We start from the raw sequence: 19,610 nt of genomic DNA, 5'->3' as shown, positions 1-19,610 counted from the left end.
TCATCGCCACACCCATGAGATTATGAAATAACCGATGACGACCATCGCGATGATGAACCACCAGACGAGATAGACAGGGCCTTCCCTCAGTGGGGCTTTTCCTCTTGCGGTTTGCGGGTTTCCTTCGGACGACCACGCCCGCAGGCCGGATGCATGGCTGGAAGCGTTGCTGTCATCAGCCTTCGCGGGCTGCGGCTGGGGCTTGCCAGCAGGCTGGGAACTGCCGCCTGCCTCGGCGTCCGTTTCCATAGGAGCTGCCGCAGGATCGAAACCGGGAACCTTGTCGCCGGTCTCGCCCCGTTGGATCGCGCCTCGCGTGCGGGCGCCAATGCTTTTGTCTTCTGAAACTGTCTTCATCGCTGTGGACCTCTGGGTTCCAACCATGAGGCGGGCCAATTGTTCCGGAACTTTATCTCGGCAATTGTGCCGCTTGCCTTCACGCAGCGTTCGCGTCGTTCAACGAAACAATCAGGCGTTTGCTCGGTTGGGGATGAGTTTCAACAAATGGAGGCTGCAATGAAACACGACCCGAAAGCCGGCACCACGGACCAGAAGCCGAAATGGGAAGGCCCGCCGGAAAACAGGCCTCGCGGCTATGAACCCGCCGTTGATGACCCGGCAAAAAAGCGCGACGCCGCCGGACACAACCTGTCCGATCCCGACCGCAAGAACCTTTCCGATGCGCTGAGTGAGCCGAAGCATGCGGGACGGAATGACGACGACGGATGACGACCGTCGCTCCATTCACCCCGATGCTTCTTGCTGCATTGTCGGCTGGTCCGGACTTGCCGGACCGCGCGAAGGATGTTCGGGCATCGGAAGCGGCGGTATCTGTTCCGGTTCGTCGGGGCTGAACGGTCCCTTGTCTGGTTGCGGAATGGTTTCAGGCGGCTCGACGGGAATGCCTTCCGGCTCCTTTTCGGGTATTTCCGGTGGGTCGGAAGGCAGCTCAGGGTCTGCGGACAGGACGAACCTCAATGCCGCTCCCCTTTCTTCGATATGAATTTTCATGCGATTTCTCCCTTCAGCGGGTGTCAAGCGTGGTCCGGCTTGCCGTAGGCCTTGCGCAGTTCGCCCTTGGCTGCTTCCAGCACATGCCTGCGTTTTTCCGGTAGATTCTTGCCCGCGCGATTGATGTAGAAAGTCAGCATGGACATTGCCGAGCGGAACGGCTCCGCCTTGCGCTTATGGCTCTTGTCGGCTGAGCGCTTCAGGGAAGCTGCAATTTTCTTCGGATCGTCCTGTTCGAACACATGCGGCTCCAGATCGAGGGCGTCGCTGTGTTCTGTTACTTCGCCTGACCATTTCCTTGTCTGGGCCATATCAAAACTCCTCTCTTGCGGGTTTCGATAACTGCCGAAGGCTGCCCATGTTCCTTTTACCTGTCCGCGACATCGACCGGTTTCGGTGCCTCGATGGAACAAACTGCTCGCAAGCCGGTTCGGAGGCACGTTCAGCCGTCATGACACCCATGGGCACTCCATGGCACCCAACTGGAGGAACCGTCATGTTCTACGATGCCGCAAGCATCCGATTTCCTTACTTCGACAAGGATCGCGTCGGGGCGGGCGAACCGTCCGAGCACGAACCACGCGATCATCAGGCGCGGCCGACGCATGAGCAGTCGAACGCGCCGGGCAACCCGCGCCAGCCGCAGTCGGACGACCCGCAAACGGATTTCGATTTCGACAGCCCCAACGGCAAGCGTCCGAATGATCTGGCCAACCCCAGCGCGCGTGAACTGCGGCGGGAAAGCCGTGGAACCGAACAGAACTGACCATCACAGGAGGTGAAGATGCCTGCAAAATCCAAAGCGCAGCAACAGGCTGCCGGTGCGGCTTTGGCGGCGAAGCGCGGAGACAAGGCAAAAAGCGAACTGCGTGGAGCGTCCAAGGAAATGGCCAAATCCATGAGCGAAAAAGAGCTCGAGAAGATGGCCTCCACCAAGCAGAAGGGCAAGCCCGAGCACAAGTCGAAATCCTGACGGGACGTAACGATGACCACTTTGAAATGGCTTGCCGTCGTGATGTTCGCCGTGGCGCTGCTGGGGTTGGGCAGCCTGTTCATCACTTCCGACAAGGGGGACGTCTCGCCGGAGAGCCCAACCCAACCGGCCCGCTCTCCCACGCAGCCCTGACGTTTTGATTTTTGTCCAACGGGCGAAACAAAACGATCGCTGGGGAGTTAGGTGTGCCGTCGTCGGGATTTTCAGCCGCACGACAATGACAGTTTCGGAACCATAGGAGGAGCCTGAAATGGCCAGCACCAAGCAACGCAATCTCGAAGATCTTTTCTACGATACCCTCAAGGACATTTATTACGCGGAGCGCAAGATTCTGAAAACGCTTCCGAAGATGTCCCGCGCGGCCAATGATGAGAAGCTGAAGAGCGCGTTCGAAAAACACCGGGAACAGACCGAAGGACATGTGGAACGTCTGCAGCAGTGCTTCGAGATTCTCGGCAAGCGTGCGCAGGGCAAGACCTGTGACGCCATTGAAGGCATCATCGCCGAGGGCGAGGAGATCATGGAGGAATTTTCGAACAGCCCTGCGCTCGACGCGGGTTTGATCTCCGCTGCCCAAGCCGTGGAACACTATGAAATCACCCGCTACGGCACGTTGAAGCGCTGGGCCGAAACCCTTGGATACAAGGACGTGGCGAATATCCTCGATCAAACCCTGCAGGAAGAAGGCCAGACCGACAAGGACCTGACCAAGCTTGCCGAAACCTCCGCCAATCTCCGTGCGGAAGCGGCCTGATCGCAGCCTGTGCGCAACCGCTAGCCCGGGATCGACAGCGAGGTGACGACATGGAAAGCGCCCTTTTGCGGGAAGACCCCATGCGGAAAATTCGCGTCGTCTGCCGGGCGTCGGACAGCCACCACACCGTAGCCAGCGCGGAAGCGCTGGCTACGCGTCTCTCGGCCCTCACAGGCCGGCAACTACTTCCCACTGGGCAAGACTTCGACGAAGATGGCGAAACGTTTTTTATCCCGACCTACGCCCTCGCCCGGCAGGAGGGGAACCCCGACATGACCGTGGATCGCTTCTATGGCGGCATCGTTCATCGCGGTTTCATGGCGACAAAGCTCGTTACCCATCCACATTGGCACGACCACGACGACCTGCCCGAGGGATGGACGGGACAGTTCGCGGCATGTTTGCAGGATTGCGTTCTGCCGGGCTTCTCGGTGTTCTCGCACCGCCACGCTCTGGAAGCGGCGAGTGCCTTGCTGAAAAAGCACAAAATTCGGTTCAAGAATCCCTATGCGTCCGGCGGCGAGGACCAGAGCGTCATCGACACCGTCCGCTCGCTCGACAGTTTTCTCGCCGAGGTTTCAGAGGTCGATATCGCAAACGGACTGGTTCTCGAAGAGGATGTGGACAATTCCACGACCTATTCCGTCGGGCAGATCCAGCTTGGAAACCATGTCGGAACCTATCTGGGCCGTCAGTACAGTTCCCGCGACAAGGCCGGTAAGGAATTTTATGCCGGCAGCCGGTTGCGCGTGGTGCGCGGCGACTGGGATGCGCTTCTTCAGCTTCTGCAATCGCCAACTGCACGCAAGGTCGTGGAGAATGCCCGGCGCTACGATGAAGCGGCCCGCGAGCATCTTGGACTGGTCGCGTCACGCAGGAATTATGACGTGCTTGTCGGGCCGATAACCGAAAATGGCGTGCGCTGTGGAGTGCTTGAACAGTCGTGGCGCGTGGGAGGCGCTTCCCCCGCTGAACTGCTGGCAATGGAAAAACTGATGCAGGATGAAACCGTGACCGCCGTGCAGGCCGTTCTGCACGAGAGCCGCGACGAAGCGCCGACGTTCCGGGACGATGATTTCATCGTCTATTCCGGTGAGGACGATCTCGGTCAGCCCCTGCATAAATATGCGAGAATCGAGAAAATCTATCATGATCCGTAACGATACCGCCGTCCGTGTCGACCAGTATGAACTGGCCGCGACAGTAATCTCTCCAGACACTACCATTCCCGGCGTCCTTTTTCTTCATGGCTGGGCCGGCAGCCAGGAACGCGACATCGAAAGGGCGAATGCAATATCCTCGCTCGGCTGCGTTTGCCTCACCTTCGATATGCGCGGCCACGGGGATTTGCTCTCCGGCAACAAGACCGTGACGCGCGGCGAAAACCTCGACGACGCAATCGCCGCCTATGACAGCCTGGCCAGCCTCAAGATGGTCGAGGACGACTCCATTGTCGTCATAGGCAGCAGCTATGGCGGATATCTCGCGACATTGCTGACAGAATTGCGCCCCGTTCGCTGGCTGGCGCTCAGAGCACCTGCCCTTTATCGTGACGAGCTCTGGCAGGTTCCCAAGGCAAGGCTCGATCGCAGGGACCTGCAATCCTATCGCTCGGCACTGGTCAGTTATGACGACAACCGCGCCTTGCGGCAGGCACGGGAATTTCGCGGCGATGTGCTTCTGGTCGAGTCCGAGCATGACGTCATCGTTCCGCATCCGACAGTGGCGAGCTATCAAACCGCCTTCATCAATGCCCGTTCGCTGACCGTTCGCATGCTGGACGGCGCAGACCATGCCCTCACGGAAGAGCGCCATCAAAAGACCTACAACCAGCTCCTGACCCGCTGGATCAGGGAAATGGTTCTCGGTGCCCGTTGAAATTCCAAGGGAACATTCGATCGGCTCGTTGGTTGGGACAGTCCCCAGAAACAAGGGAGCCTACGATGAAACAGTCTATTCGATATTGCGCAAGCGCGGTTTTCCTGCTGGTCACACCGGCAGCTTTTGCCCAAACCGCCGCCCCCTCCAGTGACCCGCAAACACCTGCTGTGACGACACCCGGAGAGAAAAACCCCAAGGCGCCCGTGCCGGGGCAGAACAGCTTTACCGAAGATCAGGTGAAGGAACGCCTGACCGAAGAAGGCTATACCAACATCATGCACCTTCAGCTTGGCGAGGATGGCGTCTGGCGCGCCGATGCTGCGCGTAACGGGCAGCCCGTGAAGGTTCTTTTCGATTTCCAGGGAAACATCACCACGCAGTGATCCGGCTGTAACCGGCAACCGAATTAAAGGAGATGAAAATGGCTTATATCACAGGTCTGTTCGACAATTATGACGAAGCAATGGACGCCGTTCGTTCCCTTGAGGAAGCGGGGATCTCTTCGGACAATATCAGCCTGATTTCGAATAATACCGATGGTCGATATGCAGGCGATGCCGCGGAAGGGGACGGGAGCACCGTGACGGGCGTCGAAACCGGGGCCGGTCTCGGCGCGGTCGCAGGCGGCGGTGCCGGACTGCTGACCGGGCTTGGCCTTCTTTCCATTCCCGGCGTCGGCCCGGTCGTGGCAGGTGGCTGGCTCACCGCTACGCTGGTCGGGCTTGTTGGCGGCGCGACAGCCGGCGGCGTCGCAGGCGGTATCGTGGGCGCCCTCGTTGATACGGGCATACCCGAGGAAGAGGCGCAGGCCTATAGCGAAGCCATTCGCCGGGGCAGCGCTTTGGTCGCGGTCCGCTGCGACGAAAGCGAGCGCGAGAAGGTCGAAGCCATTCTGGAAGACTGGGGACGTGTCAATATCGGCCAGCGCCGCGACGCTTATCTCGAGGAAGGATGGGAGAGCTTCAATGCGTCGGCTGCGCCCTACACGGCAGACGAGATCGAACGCGAACGTCAGCGCTGGGGCTAGGTGGATCGGCCGATGAAAGAGGTGGATCCGCGCAAGGCCCGTCAAGGTTTGAATGGAGGGCGTATCCTCACAATCCTCGTTTCCAGCCTGATACTGGCGATGATTGTCTGGGGTGCGGTGGAACTTTACGGACAAATGCGTCCGGGGCGCGGTTTCATGGATGACAACAGCACACCGCCTACATCCACGGAATCGCAGCCGCCGCCTTCCGCCACGGAGCGGCAATGACAAGCCCCGCCCCGGCAATTTCACATCGCCAGCCTACCCTTGAGCAAGTCTGCGCGGAAGCGCAGACTTGTCGGCGTTGCGAGCTCTACAAGGATGCGACACAGACCGTTTTCGGGGAAGGCCCTGTCGGGGCCGGAATTTTCTTTGTCGCCGAGCAACCCGGCGACAAGGAGGATATCGAAGGGCGCCCGCTGATCGGTCCTGCGGGCCAGGTCTTCGACGCCTGTCTCGCCGAAGTCGGCATCAAGCGCGAACGGTGCTACATCACCAACGCCGTTAAACATTTTCGCCACATCCAGCGCGGCAAGAGACGCCTCCACCAGCGCCCGTCGACCAGCCACATAGAAGCCTGCCGCTGGTGGCTTGAGCAGGAAATCGAACAAGTGTCGCCGCATATCATCGTTGCGCTGGGAGCCGTGGCCGCCCGCGCCGTTTTTGATAAGCCTGTGAAGATAGCCGCCGTGCGCGGCCGTTGGCTGCAGCACGAAAACCGCCACGTCTTTGTGACCATCCACCCCTCCTATCTGCTGCGGCTGCGCGGCAGGAGCGGTTACGACCGCGAACGGGCGATGTTCCTGAAGGAACTTGGCCAGGTTGCAGAGTTCGGGCGCGCGTCCGAAACGTGAAGTTTGTTACAGGCTTTTTCTTGGAACATCCTCCGGGCCTCAAGGTTAGGCTTATGTCACGCGCGACAAACTCCACTCCCAAAATCATTGGTCTGGAACCACTGAAAGGAAAGAGAATGGCACAGAATCACACGCAAGGTGGCACACACGAACAACACGTGAAAGCCGGCCAGCAGAGCCACAAGAACGATGGCAAGCAAGCAAGCAGCGGAGGCGGCGGCGACAAGCAGCAGTCATCTTCGCGTGGCGGAAGCCACGAACAGCATGTGAAGGCAGGCCAGCAGAGCCATAAGAATTCGTAAATTAAAGGGGCGGCCTTGTGCCGCCCCATCCTCTAACCGGACGTTGGTTCGGAAAGGCCACTGCGATGTCGTTCACCCCCGATCCCGACTACATGCTGGAGCCGGAACATCTCGTTGAGATGATACCGGCGCTTCGCGCTTTTTCCCGCACATTCTACAGCCAGAAGGAAGACGCGGAAGATCTCGTTCAGGAAACCCTGATGAAAGCCCTGGCCAACCGGGAAAAGTACACGCCTTATTCGCCGCTGAAATCGTGGCTTTTTACGATCATGCGCAACACGTTCTGCACCCGGATTCGGATTCAGAAACGCGAAGCACCAGGCGCCGTCGAGTGCGTCTCTCCGATAGTCTCGGTGGAAGCCTCGCAGGAACTGACCCTTGAAGCGCATGATGTGCAGACCGCGATGGCGACCCTGCCTCATAAATATCGTCGGGTACTGGCGATGGTGGTGTTGGAAGGCAAAAGCTATGAGCGCACCGCAGAGCTTTGCGATTGCTCCATCGGCACGGTGAAAAGCCGCCTGCACCGCGCGCGACACAAACTGCACGATATCATGGAGGGAGCCTAGATAGTGTTTTTCAGGCGTATTGTCCCGCGCTATCGTGTTTTGGCCCGTGATGTGAATTCAGCACGAGGCATCTTGTCATTTGGTCCCAGACATGGCCAACTGTTTGTAATGAATAAGTCTAATGATGATATTATGCGTCTGTTCTCGGGAAAACGCATTCTGGTTTTTGAAGACGGGTTCCTGCTATCGGAAGAAGCGGCAGCCAGGCTGACAAATGCCGGAGCCATCGTGCTTGGTCCGGTCAGCACTGCCATCCAGGCGCTGAATTATCTGGAAGGCGGCGTTGTGGACGCCGTTGTCATGGATGTCGCGCTGGAACCGGACGCGGTGCTCCCGCTCATCGACCAGCTGGAACGCGGTGCCATCCCCTTCATATTCGCCCTGCCCGAAAATCCCAGACTGGACAGCCAGCGCTTCGCCGGTTTCGTGCTGAGCGCTCGCCACAAGGATCTTTCGACAATAGCCGAGGCATTGTTCCTGAGACCCGCCATGGAACATTGACGCCCCCTCCAAATATCGATTGTCCGGGGTTTTCCCCGCAACTCGTTCCGAAAAGCGTGTCACACTTTTCAGATGCGCTCAGGTCACGGAAATTCCCGCCTGTTCCGAGCCAGATGCGACCCAGAATGCCCTCCCGCAACCATGGGATTTCCCACCTTCCAGCCTTTCCTTACACTTCCTGCGTGCAAAGCCGGTGGTAGAGTGTCCCTTGCTGCGCACAACCCCAGCGCAGCAACAGCACCGGGGTTCCTTTTGCCCGCCTGCTTCCAGCTCCGGATTAAAGGTCCCAACTTTTCCCCCTCAAATTGTTGCGATTGATTTGCAGGTGAGAAAGGTGCTTTCTATCCATATTGATAGCACGAACAGATTAGGACTCCGTTCAGCCTCAGAATACTATTTTGATTATTGGTTTTCATGGAAGCGCTTCCCCTCAGTTGCTTCCACCCATCACTGTGCATCCCTTACCCCTACGCCCTCGCGTGGGGGATTTTTTAATGCGAACTGAAGCGCGCTGTCACATTGGAAGCTTCCGAAATCTCCGCCTACGAATCCAGTGGGCCCTCTGCCGCCGTCCCGTATTGCAGCCGCGATTTGCCATGCATCCTGTCCCGGTAAAGAAAGCGGAAGAAGAAGGCATCGCCCGTTCCGCGCAGAAGCCTTGCGAGGACTGCAACCAGCAGAACCGAGAAAATCAGGCGGCCAAACAGGACCACGTAGATATCCGCACCGAGAGCCACGACTATCAGCGTATCTTCGATCAGGCTGTGGCAGAGCCCCATGAAGCTCGACGCCAGAAAGACGTCGCGAGGCTGGATATGGCCGCGCTGCGCTTCACGAATGATGAGGCCCCCGCCATAGGAAAGTCCCAACACCAGCCCGACCACCGTTAGCGGAGCGGCGTCCTTCGCTATGCCGAGCAGGCGCAGCAATGGCGAAAGAAGCAGGTTGAGGAAGCGCGTTACATCGAGGGCATCCATTGTTCTCAGCACCGCGACCAGACCGAGCAGGACAATGAATATCCAGACCAGCGTGGAGGCCGTATCCGCCACGAAACTGGTCCAGCTCGCATCGTAATGGCCCGGCACCCAGTTCGGGGCAGCCGGTTCCGCGAGCCATCCGGTGCGGCTGGAAATCAGGTTAATTCCCCAGGCGAAGAAAAGCCCACCGCCAACCCGGATCAGCGTCGAGACGATCAGGCGCGGACCCGCCTTCTGCACAATACGCTGTTCGATGGGAAGAGCATGGGCAAAGAGGAAAAGCGAACCGAGGATTGTCACCTGTGCTGTGGTCAGTGTGTCGACCGGCAGGACGGCGAACATCACCACGGCCCCGCTCCAGATGCCGACAAGAAGGTTCATCGCCCAGACGAAACCTGCCTCCGGCGGCAGGCCCACGAACTGCATGACCGGGGCGAAGGCGGGCGAGATGGCCTTGATCAACCCCATTTCGATAGCCAGTTGTGTCAGCACCATCACCGGCAGCATGATCTTGATCAGCGTCCAGTAGACGCCGACCGCTTCACGCAGAATAACCATACCGAATGTTATCAGTCGCTTTGCCGGGCTCGCGGCCATTCTGTCCCCTCCGCATTATCCCGAGCATGCGACGTTTCGGGCCGGTTCGCGCGGGATGGACCGCCCACCGCAGGTCACGGTGCCGATTTTCGTCTGCGATACAAGCGTGTCAGAAAATCCGCAGATGCGGTGTTCCGCCGGCCACGAAGCCGTCGATGCGTCGGCTTTGGCGAGCAGAAAATCAGCCCCCGCGCCCCGATGCAAGCCATATTCCTTGAACGGCACGGCTTTTGCAGGGATTGCGGCGATCAGGGCGCGGGCGTCGGGGAGGTGCCGTTGGGCACATAAAGGCAGGGCCGGACAAGGTCCGGTCCTGCCTGTCATTTTACTTGGCTTCGATAGCCTGAAGACCGGCAAGGGCGCATTCCGCGTCAATCGCGCCGGACGGTGCGCCGCCGACCCCGATGCCGCCGACCAGCGCGTCGCCGATCTTGATCGGCAGGCCGCCCGCCTGGATAACAAAGCGCGAATCCATGTCGCGCATGCCGTTATTGGCTGGCTTCGAAGCGATGAACTCCGCAAGCTCGCCCGAGTCGCGGCCCAGAGCGGCTGCCGTAAATGCCTTTCCTTCGGCACTGTTGCCGGTATGCGGGCCGGAAAGATCGGCCTTGAGCAGAACCTTGGTTGCCCCGTCGCGCGCCACGACCGCGACGCTCACATTGCTGCCCTTGGCGACGCAGGCATCCAGCGCAGCCTGTGCGGCCTTGGTTGCCAGATCGAGCGGCAGGTAAGGCGTGGTGGGGAGGGTCTGGGCGAAAGCGGTAGCGGGAGACATCGACAGGGCGACAATTGCAAGTTTACGGATCATGGTCGTTCCTCGGTTGTGATGAGGAACATTTAGTTTTCGTCGGCGAGCGGCGAAATCCGTAGCTCTTACAAACTTCTCGGTAGTTCTACGGAGTGGACTGCCCTTCCAGCCACAAGCGCGTCATTTCCGCCTGCGAGGTCGTGCCCAGTTTCGCCCCGATGGCCGCGCGATGGCTGTCGATCGTGCGCGGCGACAGTTCAAGCCCATCGGCAATCTGCCGGGTCGTGAACCCCTGCGCGATACGGCCAAGCACTTCACGCTCGCGCGCCGTCAGCGTGTCCAGCAGCGCCAGTGTTTCGGCCCGCAGCGCCTTGCTGCCGAGCCGCTGATCCAGCAGTTGCTGCGCCTTCTGGATTGCATCGATGAGATCCTGCTCATCGACGGGCTTGGAAAGATAGTCCACCGCGCCGTTTCGAAAGGCACGGCGGCAGGCTTCGATGTCGCCATGGCCCGAAATGATGATCACCGGCCAGTCGATTTCCTGTCCGGCCAGAAGTTCCTGGAGTTTCAGGCCGGTCATGACCGGCATGCGAATGTCGAAGATCATGCAGCCCGGCTTCAACCGGGGCAGCTGTGCCAGAAATGCAGACGGATCGGCAAAACTCCTGACCTCCATGTCTATGGTCGACAAAAGCAGGCTGAGCGACTTTCGCACTGCTTCATCGTCATCGACAAGATAGACCGGCTGAACCATTCTCTTAACTTCCTGTCTCTTCGGCGATTGGCAGCACAACGCGAAACAGCGCGCCGCGCTCCCGTGGGATATAGGAAATCTCTCCGGCAAAACGTTCCACCAGCCGCTGACTGAGGGCCAGGCCGAGGCCGGTCCCTTCAGGACGGCTTGTGGTAAACGGGGTAAAAAGGCGGGGCAACAGGTCCGGCGCGACGCCGGGACCATTATCCGCAATTTCCAGAACCGCCACCGCTCCATCGGCTTTCAGGGACGCGTTGACGCGCCGGTCCTGATCGTCCTCATGAAAGGATTCGATCGCATTGCGGAGGAGATTGAACATGACCTGTTCCATTTCCACCGGATCGACCGCTGCCATCACCGGTGTCTCCGGCATCCCAAGCTCGACCTTGACGCCCCGGCGGGCAGCTTCCGAGGCGAGCAGGGTCTGCACGTTTTGAAGCGACAGGCGCAGATCGGCACGTGTCGTCTGCCGGCGCTGCGGACGAGACCAGTTGCGCAGGCGGTCCAGAATGGCGGATGCCCGGCGCGCCTGTTCCACCATATCGTCCAGCGCTCCGGCGAGAGCCGCCGTATTGTTGCGGCTCAACAGGCGGCGCCCTGCCTGCGCGCCGGCAAGAAGGGCGGTCAGGGGTTGCGTCAGCTCATGCGCCATGCCGCTTGCCATCTCGCCCATCGTATTGACCCGCGAGGCATGGGCGAGCCGCGCCTCGAAGCCGCTCAGCTCCGCGCGGCGTTCCGCATGGCGGGTGCGTTGCGTCTGGCGAACGATGATCAATCCGCCGAAGAACAACAGGTTGGTGAGGATGAGAAGCGGTATCAGCTGGTCAAACGGCAGCAGGTCGCCCCAGCTCATGGCAAGCGCAGTCTGGAAAAGCAACGGCTGCGAGGCACTGCCGAGCTTCTTGGAGAAATCGACATCGTCAAAGGAGGCCGGTTGGCTGAAAAGAACCGTGCCATCGGGCATGAGGATGCGTCGCGCGACACCTTTGCCGCTCCAGAACGCATCGTCGGAACCGATGAGGCTCCCCGCATCGATCGACAATGTGAGACCGTCATGCGGATTGTCGGTATTGGGGCTGCGTTTTACCATCATGTAGTGGCCGGGCCGCGCGGATGGCGCCAGCAATTCCGGCAGGCCGCGGTAGGAACGGACGGCCGCCCGTATGGTGTCGGCCAGCTCCGGTTCCAGCGCTCTGGTGCCGGCCACGGGCAGAGCCGGGTCCATCGGCACCAGTTGAATTTCGTCGATGCGCGGATAGAACCGGGTGATCGTCGCCGCCACTTCGAGGAAGACATCGTTCTGCGAAACATCGGCGGTTCGCGCCTTGGACTGGGCTATCGTGGAAAGCGCGGTCAGATGGGCATCGTGCTGGCCTGCGCGCTGCGAGGCCTCGCGGTGCAACGTGAAACTGGCGGCCTGAAGCTCGGACAAAAGTGCGGCGCGCTGGTAGATCACAAGGCCGCCCATCGCCACGAGATTGAACAGCAGCCACACGAAAAACGGCAATAGGGCAGAGCGGAAATTTCCCCGGGTGCTTCTGTTGTTGAAGTTCATGAATTGCATCCCGGTATCAGCCTGCCCAGGCAGAATATCGCATCGGCTATGTTTATCATTCGATCGGCAGGTGCAAAACTATTGGAGTTTCCCACCGCTGGCAAATGCCGTCCCGCAAGCCCGGTAATAGCGAATTAGCGGCCGGAACTCCAAAGACCGGCTTGCTTCACGCAGCTTTGCGCGCTCATATAAAAATCGCACCGCTGTTTAGAATCATCTGGAAAAGTCGATACTGAACAACACACCACCGAAGGTCGGTCGCGTCGTCAGCAAGGGAATGCAGCCTCATGAACACATACGGAAAACTATTTTCAGCCGCGCTGGTCGCGGCTGCGCTCAACAGCACGGCAGTTGGACAGGTCTTCGCCAAGACATTGATCTATTGCTCCGAGGCATCTCCCGAAATGTTCGACGCGGCGCAGACGACATCCGGCGCCGTCTATGATGCTTCGGCGCGCAATGTGTCCAACGGGCTCATCAAGATCAAGCGCGGCTCGACCGAGCTGGAGCCCGGCCTTGCGGAAAGCTGGGACGTTTCCGCCGATGGCAAGGAATATACGTTTCATCTGCGCAAGGGCGTGAAGTTCCACACCACAAGCTTCTTCACCCCGACGCGCGAATTCAATGCAGATGACGTGATCTTCACGTTCGACCGCCAGGGAAACAAGGACAATCCCTATTATAATCAGGGCACGTGGCCGCAGTTCGGGGCCTACTCCTTTCCTTCCCTGATCGAGAAGATCGAAAAGATCGACGATCACACCGTCAAGTTCGTGCTGGCGCATCCGGAAGCGACGTTCATCTCCACGCTGTCGCTGACATTTGCCGTCATCCAGTCCAAGGAATATGCCGACAAGCTCGTCGCGGAAGGCCGCATTCCCGAGTTCAGCCAGCAGCCGGTCGGAACCGGTCCCTATCAGTTCGTCGCCTATCAGAAGGATAGCGCCATCCGCTATCAGGCCAATCCCGATTATTGGGCGGGCAAGCAGAAGATCGACAATCTGATCTTCGCGATCACGCCGGATGCGGCTGTGCGCTACCAGAAGCTGAAGTCCGGCGAATGCCATGTCATTGCCGCGCCGAACCCGGCCGACATTGCGGAGATGAAGAAGGATCCGGCTGTCGAAATGCTGCACAAGGAAGGGCTGAACCTCTCCTTCCTCGCCTACAACACCCAGCAGAAGCCGTTTGACGATGTGCGTGTCCGCAAGGCGCTGAACATGGCGGTCAACAAGGCCGCGATCATCGATGCGGTCTATCTGGGCTCGGCTGTCCCTTCGGTCAATCCGCTGCCGCCAAGCGTCTGGGGCTACAACAAGAACGTCAAGGACGACGCTTACGATCCCGAACAGTCGCGCAAGATGCTCGACGAGGCAGGCGTCAAGGACCTCAAGATGAAAATCTGGGCCATGCCGGTGCAGCGGCCCTATATGCCCAATGCGCGCCGCGCTGCCGAACTCATCCAGTCCGATTTCGCCAAGGTGGGCGTAACGGCCGAAATCGTTACCTATGACTGGGGCGAATATCTCAAGCGTTCGCTGGACAAGGACCGCGATGGCGCCGTCATGCTTGGCTGGACCGGCGGCATTGCCGATCCCGACAACTTCCTCGCCGCGCTTCTGAGCTGCAAGGCCATCGGCAGCGCCAATCGCGCCAACTGGTGCGATCAGGATTTCGAGAAGCTCATTCAGGCGGCCAAGCTGACGACGGATCAGGCCGAGCGCACCAAGCTCTACGAACAGGCGCAGGTCGTGTTCAAGGAACAGGCGCCGTGGCTGACGATCGCCCATCAGATCGTCGAGCAGCCGATCAGCAAGAAGGTCCGGGATTTCCGCATCGATCCCTTTGGCGGCTATCTCTTTGAAGACGTCGACATCGAGGAATAAGGCTTGTCCCCGCTTGCCGGATGACTGGCCGGATGACCGGCGATGAACTCCGGTTGGTGGGCATGGAGCATGATCCGACCGGAGTGAACGGGATCGATCAGGATCATGCTCCAGAATGACAGGTTCAGAGCGCCGATCGGATTCAACCAGATCGAAGCGCGCTTTGAACGCCCGCTATCTTCTTTGGGCCCCGGCTGAATCCGGGGCCGCATCTGACCAATATTCGAGAGAATGACATGGATATCGTAGACCGCTTTCTAGCCTATACCCGCATCAACACGACCGCCGTACCCAATGCGGGGAAACTCCCGTCGAGCGCCGGACAAACCGATCTCGCAAAGCTGCTCGCCAGCGAAATGCGCGCCATGGGCATGGAGGTTGAAGAGCGTGACCACTCGATCGTCGTCGGCACCTTGCCTGCCAATGTCCCAAACGGTGACCAGCGGTTTCCGACAATTGCCTGGGTCGCCCATCTCGATACGTCGAGCGAATATACGACCGACACCCGCGCTCATGTCGTCGATTATCAGGGCGGCGATATCGTGCTCAACCAGGCCACCGGCGCTACCATGCGGCTCGCCGAGTTTCCTGAACTCGAACGCTATGTCGGTGACAGGATCATCGTGACGGACGGCACCAGCCTGCTGGGGGCCGACAACAAATCCGCCATCGCCGAGATCATGCATGCCATGCAGGTGCTGACCGGCAATCCCGAAATCGAGCACGGTACGGTCAAGGTCGTTTTCGTGCCCGATGAGGAAATCGGATTGCTTGGCGCCAAGGCCCTCGACGTCGCTTCCCTCAATGCCGATTTCGCCTATACGCTCGACTGCTGTGCGGTTGGCGAGATCGTTTATGAGAACTGGAATGCCGGTGAGTTCCGCCTCACCTTCAAGGGCCAGCCGGCGCATCCGATGTCGGCCAAGGGCAAGTTGCGCAATGCCATTCTCTACGCCCAGCAATTCATCGCGATGATGCCGGGAGGCGAGCGTCCCGAATATACGGAAGGCACCGAGGGCTATTATTGGGCGAAGGGCATTCAGGGGTCCGTAGCCGAGACAACCCTTGTCATCGATATCCGCGATTTCACGAAGGACGGATATGAGGCGCGCCGCGTCTTCATTGAAAACCTCGCCGCAAGCTTCAACCAGCTCCATGGCGAGGGTACGGTTCACGTGGACTACAAGGCCGTCTACCGCAACGCAGCCGAGAGCCTGCAAGGCGAAAATCGTTATCCGGTCGCGCTGGCGCTGGACGCCATGAAGGCAATAGGTGTTGAGCCGACGCCGCTGCCGATGCGTGGCGGTTATGACGGCGCGGTGCTTTCGGAAAAAGGATTGCCCTGCCCCAACCTGTTCTGCGGCGCGCACAACTTCCACTCGATCTACGAGTTCCTGCCGGTCGGTTCGCTCAACAAGGCCTCCGAAATGGTCATCGAGATTCTGAAGACTGCGCGGATCAACGGCAAAAACGCCGGTTGATCCGCTATAGTTCAGATGCTGAGGAGACGTGAATTGTCTCGTCTCCTCGTTTCAACGATCAGGCGCCGGAGTGGTCCGGGTTAGAGCATTTCCAGCAAACGGAACCGCTCTAATAGCCGATGGCGGCACCAGCGACGGCACGGCTGTCTATGGCGCCGTAATAACGGTTGTCGCCGCCCTTTTCGATGGCCGCCATGTTCTTGCCGCCGACGAGAATGCCTGCCGCCTCGCCCCAGACCGGCCAGTTATGGTCCTCGCCGACTGTATAGCCCATGCCGGTCAGCAGCCGGATCGTATCGGGCGAAAGCGCGTTCGCTTCCATATAGACCCGATCAGGCAGCCACTGGTGGTGGATGCGCGGGGCGTCAATCGCCTCCTGAATGTCCATCCCATGATCGATGACATTCATGATTGCCTCGAGCGTGATCGTGATGATGCGCGAACCGCCGGGACTACCGATAACCATGAACGGCTTGCCATCCTTCGACACAATGGTCGGGCTCATCGAGGAAAGCGGTGACTTGCGCGGCTCGATGGCATTGGCTTCGCCCTGGATGAGACCATAGAGATTGGCCACGCCCGGCTTGATGGTGAAGTCGTCCATCTCGTTGTTGAGCAGAATGCCGGTGCCTTCGGCCACCTTGGCCGTGCCGAACGAACCGTTCAGCGTGTAGGTCACCGCGACAGCATTGCCGTCCTTGTCCACGATGGAATAATGCGTTGTTTCGTTGGATTCCTTGAATTCGGCTGGTTTCAGTGCTTCGCTGACACCGGCGCGATAAGGGTCGATACGACTGCGGATTTCTGCGGCATAGGCCTTGCTGGTGAGCTTCTCGATTGGATTATCGATGAAATCAGGGTCGCCCAATGCCGTGTTGCGGTCCACATAGGCATGGCGCATCGCTTCCACCATCAAACGCGTGGTTTCCGCCGAGCCATAGCCGAGATAGGAAATCGGATAACCCTCCAGCACGTTGAGGATTTCGCAGATGATCAGTCCGCCGGAGGAAGGCGGCGGCGAGGACACGATATCGTAGCCGCGATAGCTGCACTTGACCGGTTCCAGCTCTCGAACCTTGTATTGCTCGAAATCGGCCTTGGCGAGAATGCCGCCATGTTCCTTGCTCGACTTGACGATCAGATCGGCGATATCGCCCTGATAGAAGGCTGCCGGGCCTTTTTCCGAAATGGCTGAAAGCGACTTTGCCAAATCCGGCTGGACAAGCTTTTCACCCAGGGGAAGCGGCTTGCCGTCTTTCAGGAAGATACTCGCTGCTGCCGGGTCTTTCGCCAGTCTTTCGTTGCCATCGGCAAAGGAGAGAATATCGCCCAGTTCAAGTGTGAAACCATTTTTGGCGAGTTTCAGCGCCGGGTCGATCAACTCCTCGCGCTTGCGGGTGCCATATTTTTCGCGTGCTTCCTCAAGGCCAGCCACCGTACCTGGTACACCGATGGCGAGATAGGTTTCAGTGCTGGCGCCATCGACCGGCTTGCCATCCTTGTCCAGATACATGGTCTTGGTGGCGGCGAGCGGCGCGCGCTCTCGAAAATCCAGAAAGGTGCTCTTGCCGTCCTTGAAGCGGATCGTCATGAAACCGCCGCCGCCGAGATTGCCGGCCGTCGGATAAACGACCGCCAGCGCGTAGCCGACCGCAACTGCCGCATCGACGGCATTGCCGCCGTTCTTAAGCACATCGATGCCGACCTGCGAGGCGAGATGCTGTGCCGTGACCACCATGCCGTTCTGGCCTTCGGCCGGGGCTGGCGATGCCGCATAAGCTGAAGGCAGATGACCTGCAACGGCAATGGCCGCGGCAAGGGAAAGCGATTTCAGTCTGTAATGCTGCATGTCTTTCCTCCCTTGTGTCCTCCCCGATGGGAGGCAAGACCACAGCGTCTGCAAAATCTTTCCCAAAAGCAAGTGTAAGAAATTGGCTCTATTTCAGCTTGCCGATCAGGCGTTGAACGATAATAATAATATGCAATATTCGGTTCAGGCGCTGCCACAGTTGCAGCCGGTTTCAGAACCTTTCCGAGCTCCTTTCCGATCATCTCCCCTTCCCCACGATGCAATCTCACATGCAGGAGAAATCGATGACCTATGCTCAATGCGCTTGCGGAAATCTGAAAGTAACACCTCACGAACCGCCCAAACTGACGGCCCTGTGTCACTGCTTCGCCTGCCAGCGAAGGACGGGCGCGCCGTTCAGTGCGAATGCCTTCTACTCGGGAGGTTGTGTTGAAATTTCTGGTCAATCGACGGAATTCGTTCGGACAGCCGAAAGCGGCCGCAAAGGTTCGGATGCATTTCTGCCCAAGCTGCGGCTCAACGGTCTATTGGCTGCCAGAAGGTGCCCCGTCCTTGATAGGGGTGGGCGTCGGCCTGTTTGCCGACCCAGCGTTTCCACCACCCTCCCTATCGATATTCGAGCAGTCGAAGCATGAGTGGGTGGCACTCGACAAGAATATGAAACATTTTGCACTTATGCCTGATCAGGAATAGCCGGAGCGCAAACCCCGTGCGTTTACGCCGTCATGCGTCGAACATGGCCAGGGTGCGTAACAGGTGGGCGAATGTAACGGAGCGGTTCGCATCGGACTGGCTGTCGCCGGTGCCGTCATTTCGCGGCAGGGCTTTGCGGACATTGGTGGGGCTGTAGCCGAAATGTTGCGTGAAAGCCCGCGTGAAATTGGCCGCGGTCTCGAAGCCCAGCAATTGCGCAATATCCGACACTTTGCGGTTTTCCGAGGCATCGGCCAGCATTTCATGCGCCGCGAACAGCCGCTTCTGGCGGATATAGTTGAGCACACCGCCCGAGCCCTCGAACAGCTGATAGAGATGCGTGCGCGAGATCGCCAGCTCCCTGCTGAGCGCATCGGGCGTGAGATCGCGGGACATGAGGTTTTTCTGGATAAAACGCCGGGCGCGGGTCATCAGCCCCAGAGAAGCGCCGTGCGCGTTCGCATCGCTCTCCCTCACCAGCGGAACGATGGTGTCGAACACGAGCTGGCGCAAGGCGTCGCGCAATTCTGGCAGGTCTTCGGCTGTTATGCGGTCCAGCCCGGTCTGGATTGTCGATACGAAATCGATGAGGAGCTTGGCGCGATAGCCTCCGAGCGTCGCATTGTTGCAGGCTTCCGGCATGCCGCCGAGGCCCGCGAACTGGTCGACCGGAATAATCAGCAGCACGGCTTCGGTCGCGAGCGCCCGACCGCGAAACGGGTAGCCGAACGAACGGATGTTGATCATGCCGGGTTCGTTTTCCGCCACCCGGCCATCCACGGAGGTCCACGAGCGGCCACTGCGCAGGAAGCTGATCTGCCAGTGATCAATGGGGCTGAAGCGAACTTTTTCCGGTGTGCGCTCGTAACTGAACGGAGGGGCTGCCTGTTCGATCAGCAGCATCCCACGCAGGTCCCAGACTTTCTGGCTGACGGCAAAGCCGTCCCGGGCAGTGACGCCTTCCGGCAAGCGCACATCATAGAGGGGAGCCACATGCTGCTGCCATGCGGAAAACTGCGCGGAGCGGTCCAATTGTTCGGTCGTAAAGACCAGCGGGGCCAGAATATTGGTGCTTCGGGCTTCTTCTCCAAGCCTCGCAAGCGGCACTCGCGCTGACTGGCGGCGCTCCACAAATTCCGGCTTCAGATCACTCGTGGCCTTGTCGCTCGGGGATGTCACGGCAACTCCCAAAACCAAACCGGGGGCCAGGGCGCGC

The 19,610-nt window shown here is 59.3% G+C and carries 25 protein-coding genes and 1 pseudogene; 17 read left to right on the top strand and 9 right to left on the bottom strand.

Annotated features, from left to right (window positions below; genetic code table 11):
• Positions 1 to 357, bottom strand: a complete 357-nt coding sequence (locus JNC63_RS12285; RefSeq protein ID WP_006471828.1) for a hypothetical protein — start codon at positions 355 to 357, stop codon at positions 1 to 3.
• Positions 358 to 516: 159 nt separating this feature from the next.
• Between JNC63_RS12285 and JNC63_RS12280 the strand changes: the two genes are divergently transcribed.
• Positions 517 to 729: a hypothetical protein gene (locus tag JNC63_RS12280; RefSeq protein WP_025091822.1), complete on the top strand. Its 213-nt coding sequence runs from the start codon at positions 517 to 519 to the stop codon at positions 727 to 729.
• 15 nt (positions 730 to 744) lie between these two features.
• Here the strand turns inward: JNC63_RS12280 and JNC63_RS12275 are convergent, their stop codons facing one another.
• Positions 745 to 1,011, bottom strand: coding sequence for a hypothetical protein (locus JNC63_RS12275; protein ID WP_006471826.1), 267 nt, complete (start codon positions 1,009 to 1,011; stop codon positions 745 to 747).
• A gap of 23 nt (positions 1,012 to 1,034) precedes the next feature.
• Positions 1,035 to 1,322 (bottom strand): DUF3175 domain-containing protein, encoded by a 288-nt coding sequence (locus JNC63_RS12270; RefSeq protein WP_006471825.1) that lies wholly within the window; start codon positions 1,320 to 1,322, stop codon positions 1,035 to 1,037.
• Positions 1,323 to 1,507: 185 nt separating this feature from the next.
• Here JNC63_RS12270 and JNC63_RS12265 point away from each other — a divergent pair, with 185 nt between their 5' ends.
• The 13 genes from JNC63_RS12265 to JNC63_RS12205 all read left to right on the top strand — a co-directional run bounded on the left by JNC63_RS12265 (position 1,508) and on the right by JNC63_RS12205 (position 7,893).
• Positions 1,508 to 1,777, top strand: a complete 270-nt coding sequence (locus tag JNC63_RS12265) for a single stranded DNA-binding domain-containing protein (protein ID WP_006471824.1) — start codon at positions 1,508 to 1,510, stop codon at positions 1,775 to 1,777.
• A gap of 18 nt (positions 1,778 to 1,795) precedes the next feature.
• Positions 1,796 to 1,984, top strand: coding sequence for a DUF3008 family protein (locus tag JNC63_RS12260; RefSeq protein WP_006471823.1), 189 nt, complete (start codon positions 1,796 to 1,798; stop codon positions 1,982 to 1,984).
• A gap of 12 nt (positions 1,985 to 1,996) precedes the next feature.
• On the top strand, positions 1,997 to 2,137 hold the full coding sequence (locus tag JNC63_RS12255; protein WP_006469537.1) for a hypothetical protein: 141 nt from the start codon (positions 1,997 to 1,999) through the stop codon (positions 2,135 to 2,137).
• 118 nt (positions 2,138 to 2,255) lie between these two features.
• Complete coding sequence (locus JNC63_RS12250) at positions 2,256 to 2,759, top strand: YciE/YciF ferroxidase family protein (RefSeq protein ID WP_021585381.1); 504 nt, start codon at positions 2,256 to 2,258, stop codon at positions 2,757 to 2,759.
• Positions 2,760 to 2,839: 80 nt separating this feature from the next.
• Positions 2,840 to 3,919 (top strand): DUF3182 family protein, encoded by a 1,080-nt coding sequence (locus JNC63_RS12245; RefSeq protein ID WP_063621236.1) that lies wholly within the window; start codon positions 2,840 to 2,842, stop codon positions 3,917 to 3,919.
• The gene (locus tag JNC63_RS12240; protein ID WP_006473428.1) at positions 3,909 to 4,637 is read left to right on the top strand and encodes an alpha/beta hydrolase family protein; all 729 of its coding nucleotides are present in this window, start codon (positions 3,909 to 3,911) and stop codon (positions 4,635 to 4,637) included. Before JNC63_RS12245 ends, JNC63_RS12240 begins: the two co-directional genes overlap by 11 nt.
• 65 nt (positions 4,638 to 4,702) lie before the next feature.
• Positions 4,703 to 5,023: an alpha/beta hydrolase family protein gene (locus JNC63_RS12235; protein WP_036564767.1), complete on the top strand. Its 321-nt coding sequence runs from the start codon at positions 4,703 to 4,705 to the stop codon at positions 5,021 to 5,023.
• A 38-nt stretch (positions 5,024 to 5,061) separates the two neighbouring features.
• Entirely contained in the window at positions 5,062 to 5,667 is a 606-nt protein-coding gene (locus tag JNC63_RS12230; RefSeq protein WP_006470799.1) for a general stress protein, read from the top strand.
• 12 nt (positions 5,668 to 5,679) lie between these two features.
• Positions 5,680 to 5,895, top strand: coding sequence for a hypothetical protein (locus JNC63_RS12225; protein ID WP_006470798.1), 216 nt, complete (start codon positions 5,680 to 5,682; stop codon positions 5,893 to 5,895).
• The gene (locus JNC63_RS12220; RefSeq protein ID WP_374846363.1) at positions 5,892 to 6,521 is read left to right on the top strand and encodes a UdgX family uracil-DNA binding protein; all 630 of its coding nucleotides are present in this window, start codon (positions 5,892 to 5,894) and stop codon (positions 6,519 to 6,521) included. Before JNC63_RS12225 ends, JNC63_RS12220 begins: the two co-directional genes overlap by 4 nt.
• Before the next feature lie 116 nt (positions 6,522 to 6,637).
• Positions 6,638 to 6,823: a hypothetical protein gene (locus JNC63_RS12215; protein WP_006469543.1), complete on the top strand. Its 186-nt coding sequence runs from the start codon at positions 6,638 to 6,640 to the stop codon at positions 6,821 to 6,823.
• A 65-nt stretch (positions 6,824 to 6,888) separates the two neighbouring features.
• A complete protein-coding gene (locus tag JNC63_RS12210) occupies positions 6,889 to 7,392 on the top strand; it encodes a sigma-70 family RNA polymerase sigma factor (RefSeq protein ID WP_006470797.1) in 504 nt (167 codons plus the stop codon).
• A 132-nt stretch (positions 7,393 to 7,524) separates the two neighbouring features.
• Positions 7,525 to 7,893 carry a response regulator gene (locus JNC63_RS12205; RefSeq protein WP_006470796.1) on the top strand — a complete coding sequence of 123 codons (369 nt, stop codon included), beginning with the start codon at positions 7,525 to 7,527 and terminating at the stop codon, positions 7,891 to 7,893.
• A gap of 542 nt (positions 7,894 to 8,435) precedes the next feature.
• Here the strand turns inward: JNC63_RS12205 and JNC63_RS12200 are convergent.
• From JNC63_RS12200 to JNC63_RS12185, 4 genes are all read right to left on the bottom strand, one after another.
• Entirely contained in the window at positions 8,436 to 9,467 is a 1,032-nt protein-coding gene (locus tag JNC63_RS12200) for a hypothetical protein (protein WP_063621232.1), read from the bottom strand.
• Between the two features lie 325 nt (positions 9,468 to 9,792).
• Complete coding sequence (locus tag JNC63_RS12195; RefSeq protein WP_006469547.1) at positions 9,793 to 10,275, bottom strand: GlcG/HbpS family heme-binding protein; 483 nt, start codon at positions 10,273 to 10,275, stop codon at positions 9,793 to 9,795.
• Between the two features lie 85 nt (positions 10,276 to 10,360).
• Complete coding sequence (locus JNC63_RS12190; protein WP_006470794.1) at positions 10,361 to 10,969, bottom strand: response regulator transcription factor; 609 nt, start codon at positions 10,967 to 10,969, stop codon at positions 10,361 to 10,363.
• 4 nt (positions 10,970 to 10,973) lie between these two features.
• Complete coding sequence (locus tag JNC63_RS12185; RefSeq protein WP_036564797.1) at positions 10,974 to 12,524, bottom strand: sensor histidine kinase; 1,551 nt, start codon at positions 12,522 to 12,524, stop codon at positions 10,974 to 10,976.
• Positions 12,525 to 12,811: 287 nt separating this feature from the next.
• Between JNC63_RS12185 and JNC63_RS12180 the strand changes: the two genes are divergently transcribed.
• Entirely contained in the window at positions 12,812 to 14,410 is a 1,599-nt protein-coding gene (locus tag JNC63_RS12180) for an ABC transporter substrate-binding protein (protein ID WP_006469549.1), read from the top strand.
• Positions 14,411 to 14,646: 236 nt separating this feature from the next.
• Complete coding sequence (gene pepT / locus JNC63_RS12175) at positions 14,647 to 15,891, top strand: peptidase T (protein WP_006469550.1); 1,245 nt, start codon at positions 14,647 to 14,649, stop codon at positions 15,889 to 15,891.
• 109 nt (positions 15,892 to 16,000) lie between these two features.
• On the opposite strand, the gene ggt is transcribed toward pepT, so the two are convergent.
• Positions 16,001 to 17,740, bottom strand: coding sequence for a gamma-glutamyltransferase (ggt, locus tag JNC63_RS12170; protein ID WP_006470789.1), 1,740 nt, complete (start codon positions 17,738 to 17,740; stop codon positions 16,001 to 16,003).
• A 245-nt stretch (positions 17,741 to 17,985) separates the two neighbouring features.
• Here ggt and JNC63_RS12165 point away from each other — a divergent pair.
• Positions 17,986 to 18,394, top strand: a pseudogene (locus JNC63_RS12165) (GFA family protein).
• 30 nt (positions 18,395 to 18,424) lie between these two features.
• Here JNC63_RS12165 and JNC63_RS12160 read toward each other — a convergent pair.
• Complete coding sequence (locus tag JNC63_RS12160; RefSeq protein ID WP_036564795.1) at positions 18,425 to 19,573, bottom strand: helix-turn-helix domain-containing protein; 1,149 nt, start codon at positions 19,571 to 19,573, stop codon at positions 18,425 to 18,427.
• Positions 19,574 to 19,610 lie beyond the last annotated feature (37 nt).

Source organism: Brucella ciceri, from assembly GCF_041930145.1.
In the GTDB taxonomy this organism is placed as follows: Bacteria; Pseudomonadota; Alphaproteobacteria; order Rhizobiales; family Rhizobiaceae; genus Brucella; species Brucella intermedia.
The sequence above is the reverse complement of the archived record's forward strand: the minus strand, read 5'-3'. Positions and strand labels throughout refer to the sequence as shown.

Bases quoted from the DNA above. Each gene is read 5' to 3' on its own strand.
- JNC63_RS12285 (WP_006471828.1), bottom strand. From the start codon at position 357: ATGAAGACAGTTTCAGAAGACAAAAGCATTGGCGCCCGCACGCGAGGC.
- JNC63_RS12280 (WP_025091822.1), top strand. From the start codon at position 517: ATGAAACACGACCCGAAAGCCGGCACCACGGACCAGAAGCCGAAATGG.
- JNC63_RS12275 (WP_006471826.1), bottom strand. From the start codon at position 1,011: ATGAAAATTCATATCGAAGAAAGGGGAGCGGCATTGAGGTTCGTCCTG.
- JNC63_RS12270 (WP_006471825.1), bottom strand. From the start codon at position 1,322: ATGGCCCAGACAAGGAAATGGTCAGGCGAAGTAACAGAACACAGCGAC.
- JNC63_RS12265 (WP_006471824.1), top strand. From the start codon at position 1,508: ATGTTCTACGATGCCGCAAGCATCCGATTTCCTTACTTCGACAAGGAT.
- JNC63_RS12260 (WP_006471823.1), top strand. From the start codon at position 1,796: ATGCCTGCAAAATCCAAAGCGCAGCAACAGGCTGCCGGTGCGGCTTTG.
- JNC63_RS12255 (WP_006469537.1), top strand. From the start codon at position 1,997: ATGACCACTTTGAAATGGCTTGCCGTCGTGATGTTCGCCGTGGCGCTG.
- JNC63_RS12250 (WP_021585381.1), top strand. From the start codon at position 2,256: ATGGCCAGCACCAAGCAACGCAATCTCGAAGATCTTTTCTACGATACC.
- JNC63_RS12245 (WP_063621236.1), top strand. From the start codon at position 2,840: ATGCGGAAAATTCGCGTCGTCTGCCGGGCGTCGGACAGCCACCACACC.
- JNC63_RS12240 (WP_006473428.1), top strand. From the start codon at position 3,909: ATGATCCGTAACGATACCGCCGTCCGTGTCGACCAGTATGAACTGGCC.
- JNC63_RS12235 (WP_036564767.1), top strand. From the start codon at position 4,703: ATGAAACAGTCTATTCGATATTGCGCAAGCGCGGTTTTCCTGCTGGTC.
- JNC63_RS12230 (WP_006470799.1), top strand. From the start codon at position 5,062: ATGGCTTATATCACAGGTCTGTTCGACAATTATGACGAAGCAATGGAC.
- JNC63_RS12225 (WP_006470798.1), top strand. From the start codon at position 5,680: ATGAAAGAGGTGGATCCGCGCAAGGCCCGTCAAGGTTTGAATGGAGGG.
- JNC63_RS12220 (WP_374846363.1), top strand. From the start codon at position 5,892: ATGACAAGCCCCGCCCCGGCAATTTCACATCGCCAGCCTACCCTTGAG.
- JNC63_RS12215 (WP_006469543.1), top strand. From the start codon at position 6,638: ATGGCACAGAATCACACGCAAGGTGGCACACACGAACAACACGTGAAA.
- JNC63_RS12210 (WP_006470797.1), top strand. From the start codon at position 6,889: ATGTCGTTCACCCCCGATCCCGACTACATGCTGGAGCCGGAACATCTC.
- JNC63_RS12205 (WP_006470796.1), top strand. From the start codon at position 7,525: ATGCGTCTGTTCTCGGGAAAACGCATTCTGGTTTTTGAAGACGGGTTC.
- JNC63_RS12200 (WP_063621232.1), bottom strand. From the start codon at position 9,467: ATGGCCGCGAGCCCGGCAAAGCGACTGATAACATTCGGTATGGTTATT.
- JNC63_RS12195 (WP_006469547.1), bottom strand. From the start codon at position 10,275: ATGATCCGTAAACTTGCAATTGTCGCCCTGTCGATGTCTCCCGCTACC.
- JNC63_RS12190 (WP_006470794.1), bottom strand. From the start codon at position 10,969: ATGGTTCAGCCGGTCTATCTTGTCGATGACGATGAAGCAGTGCGAAAG.
- JNC63_RS12185 (WP_036564797.1), bottom strand. From the start codon at position 12,524: ATGAACTTCAACAACAGAAGCACCCGGGGAAATTTCCGCTCTGCCCTA.
- JNC63_RS12180 (WP_006469549.1), top strand. From the start codon at position 12,812: ATGAACACATACGGAAAACTATTTTCAGCCGCGCTGGTCGCGGCTGCG.
- pepT (WP_006469550.1), top strand. From the start codon at position 14,647: ATGGATATCGTAGACCGCTTTCTAGCCTATACCCGCATCAACACGACC.
- ggt (WP_006470789.1), bottom strand. From the start codon at position 17,740: ATGCAGCATTACAGACTGAAATCGCTTTCCCTTGCCGCGGCCATTGCC.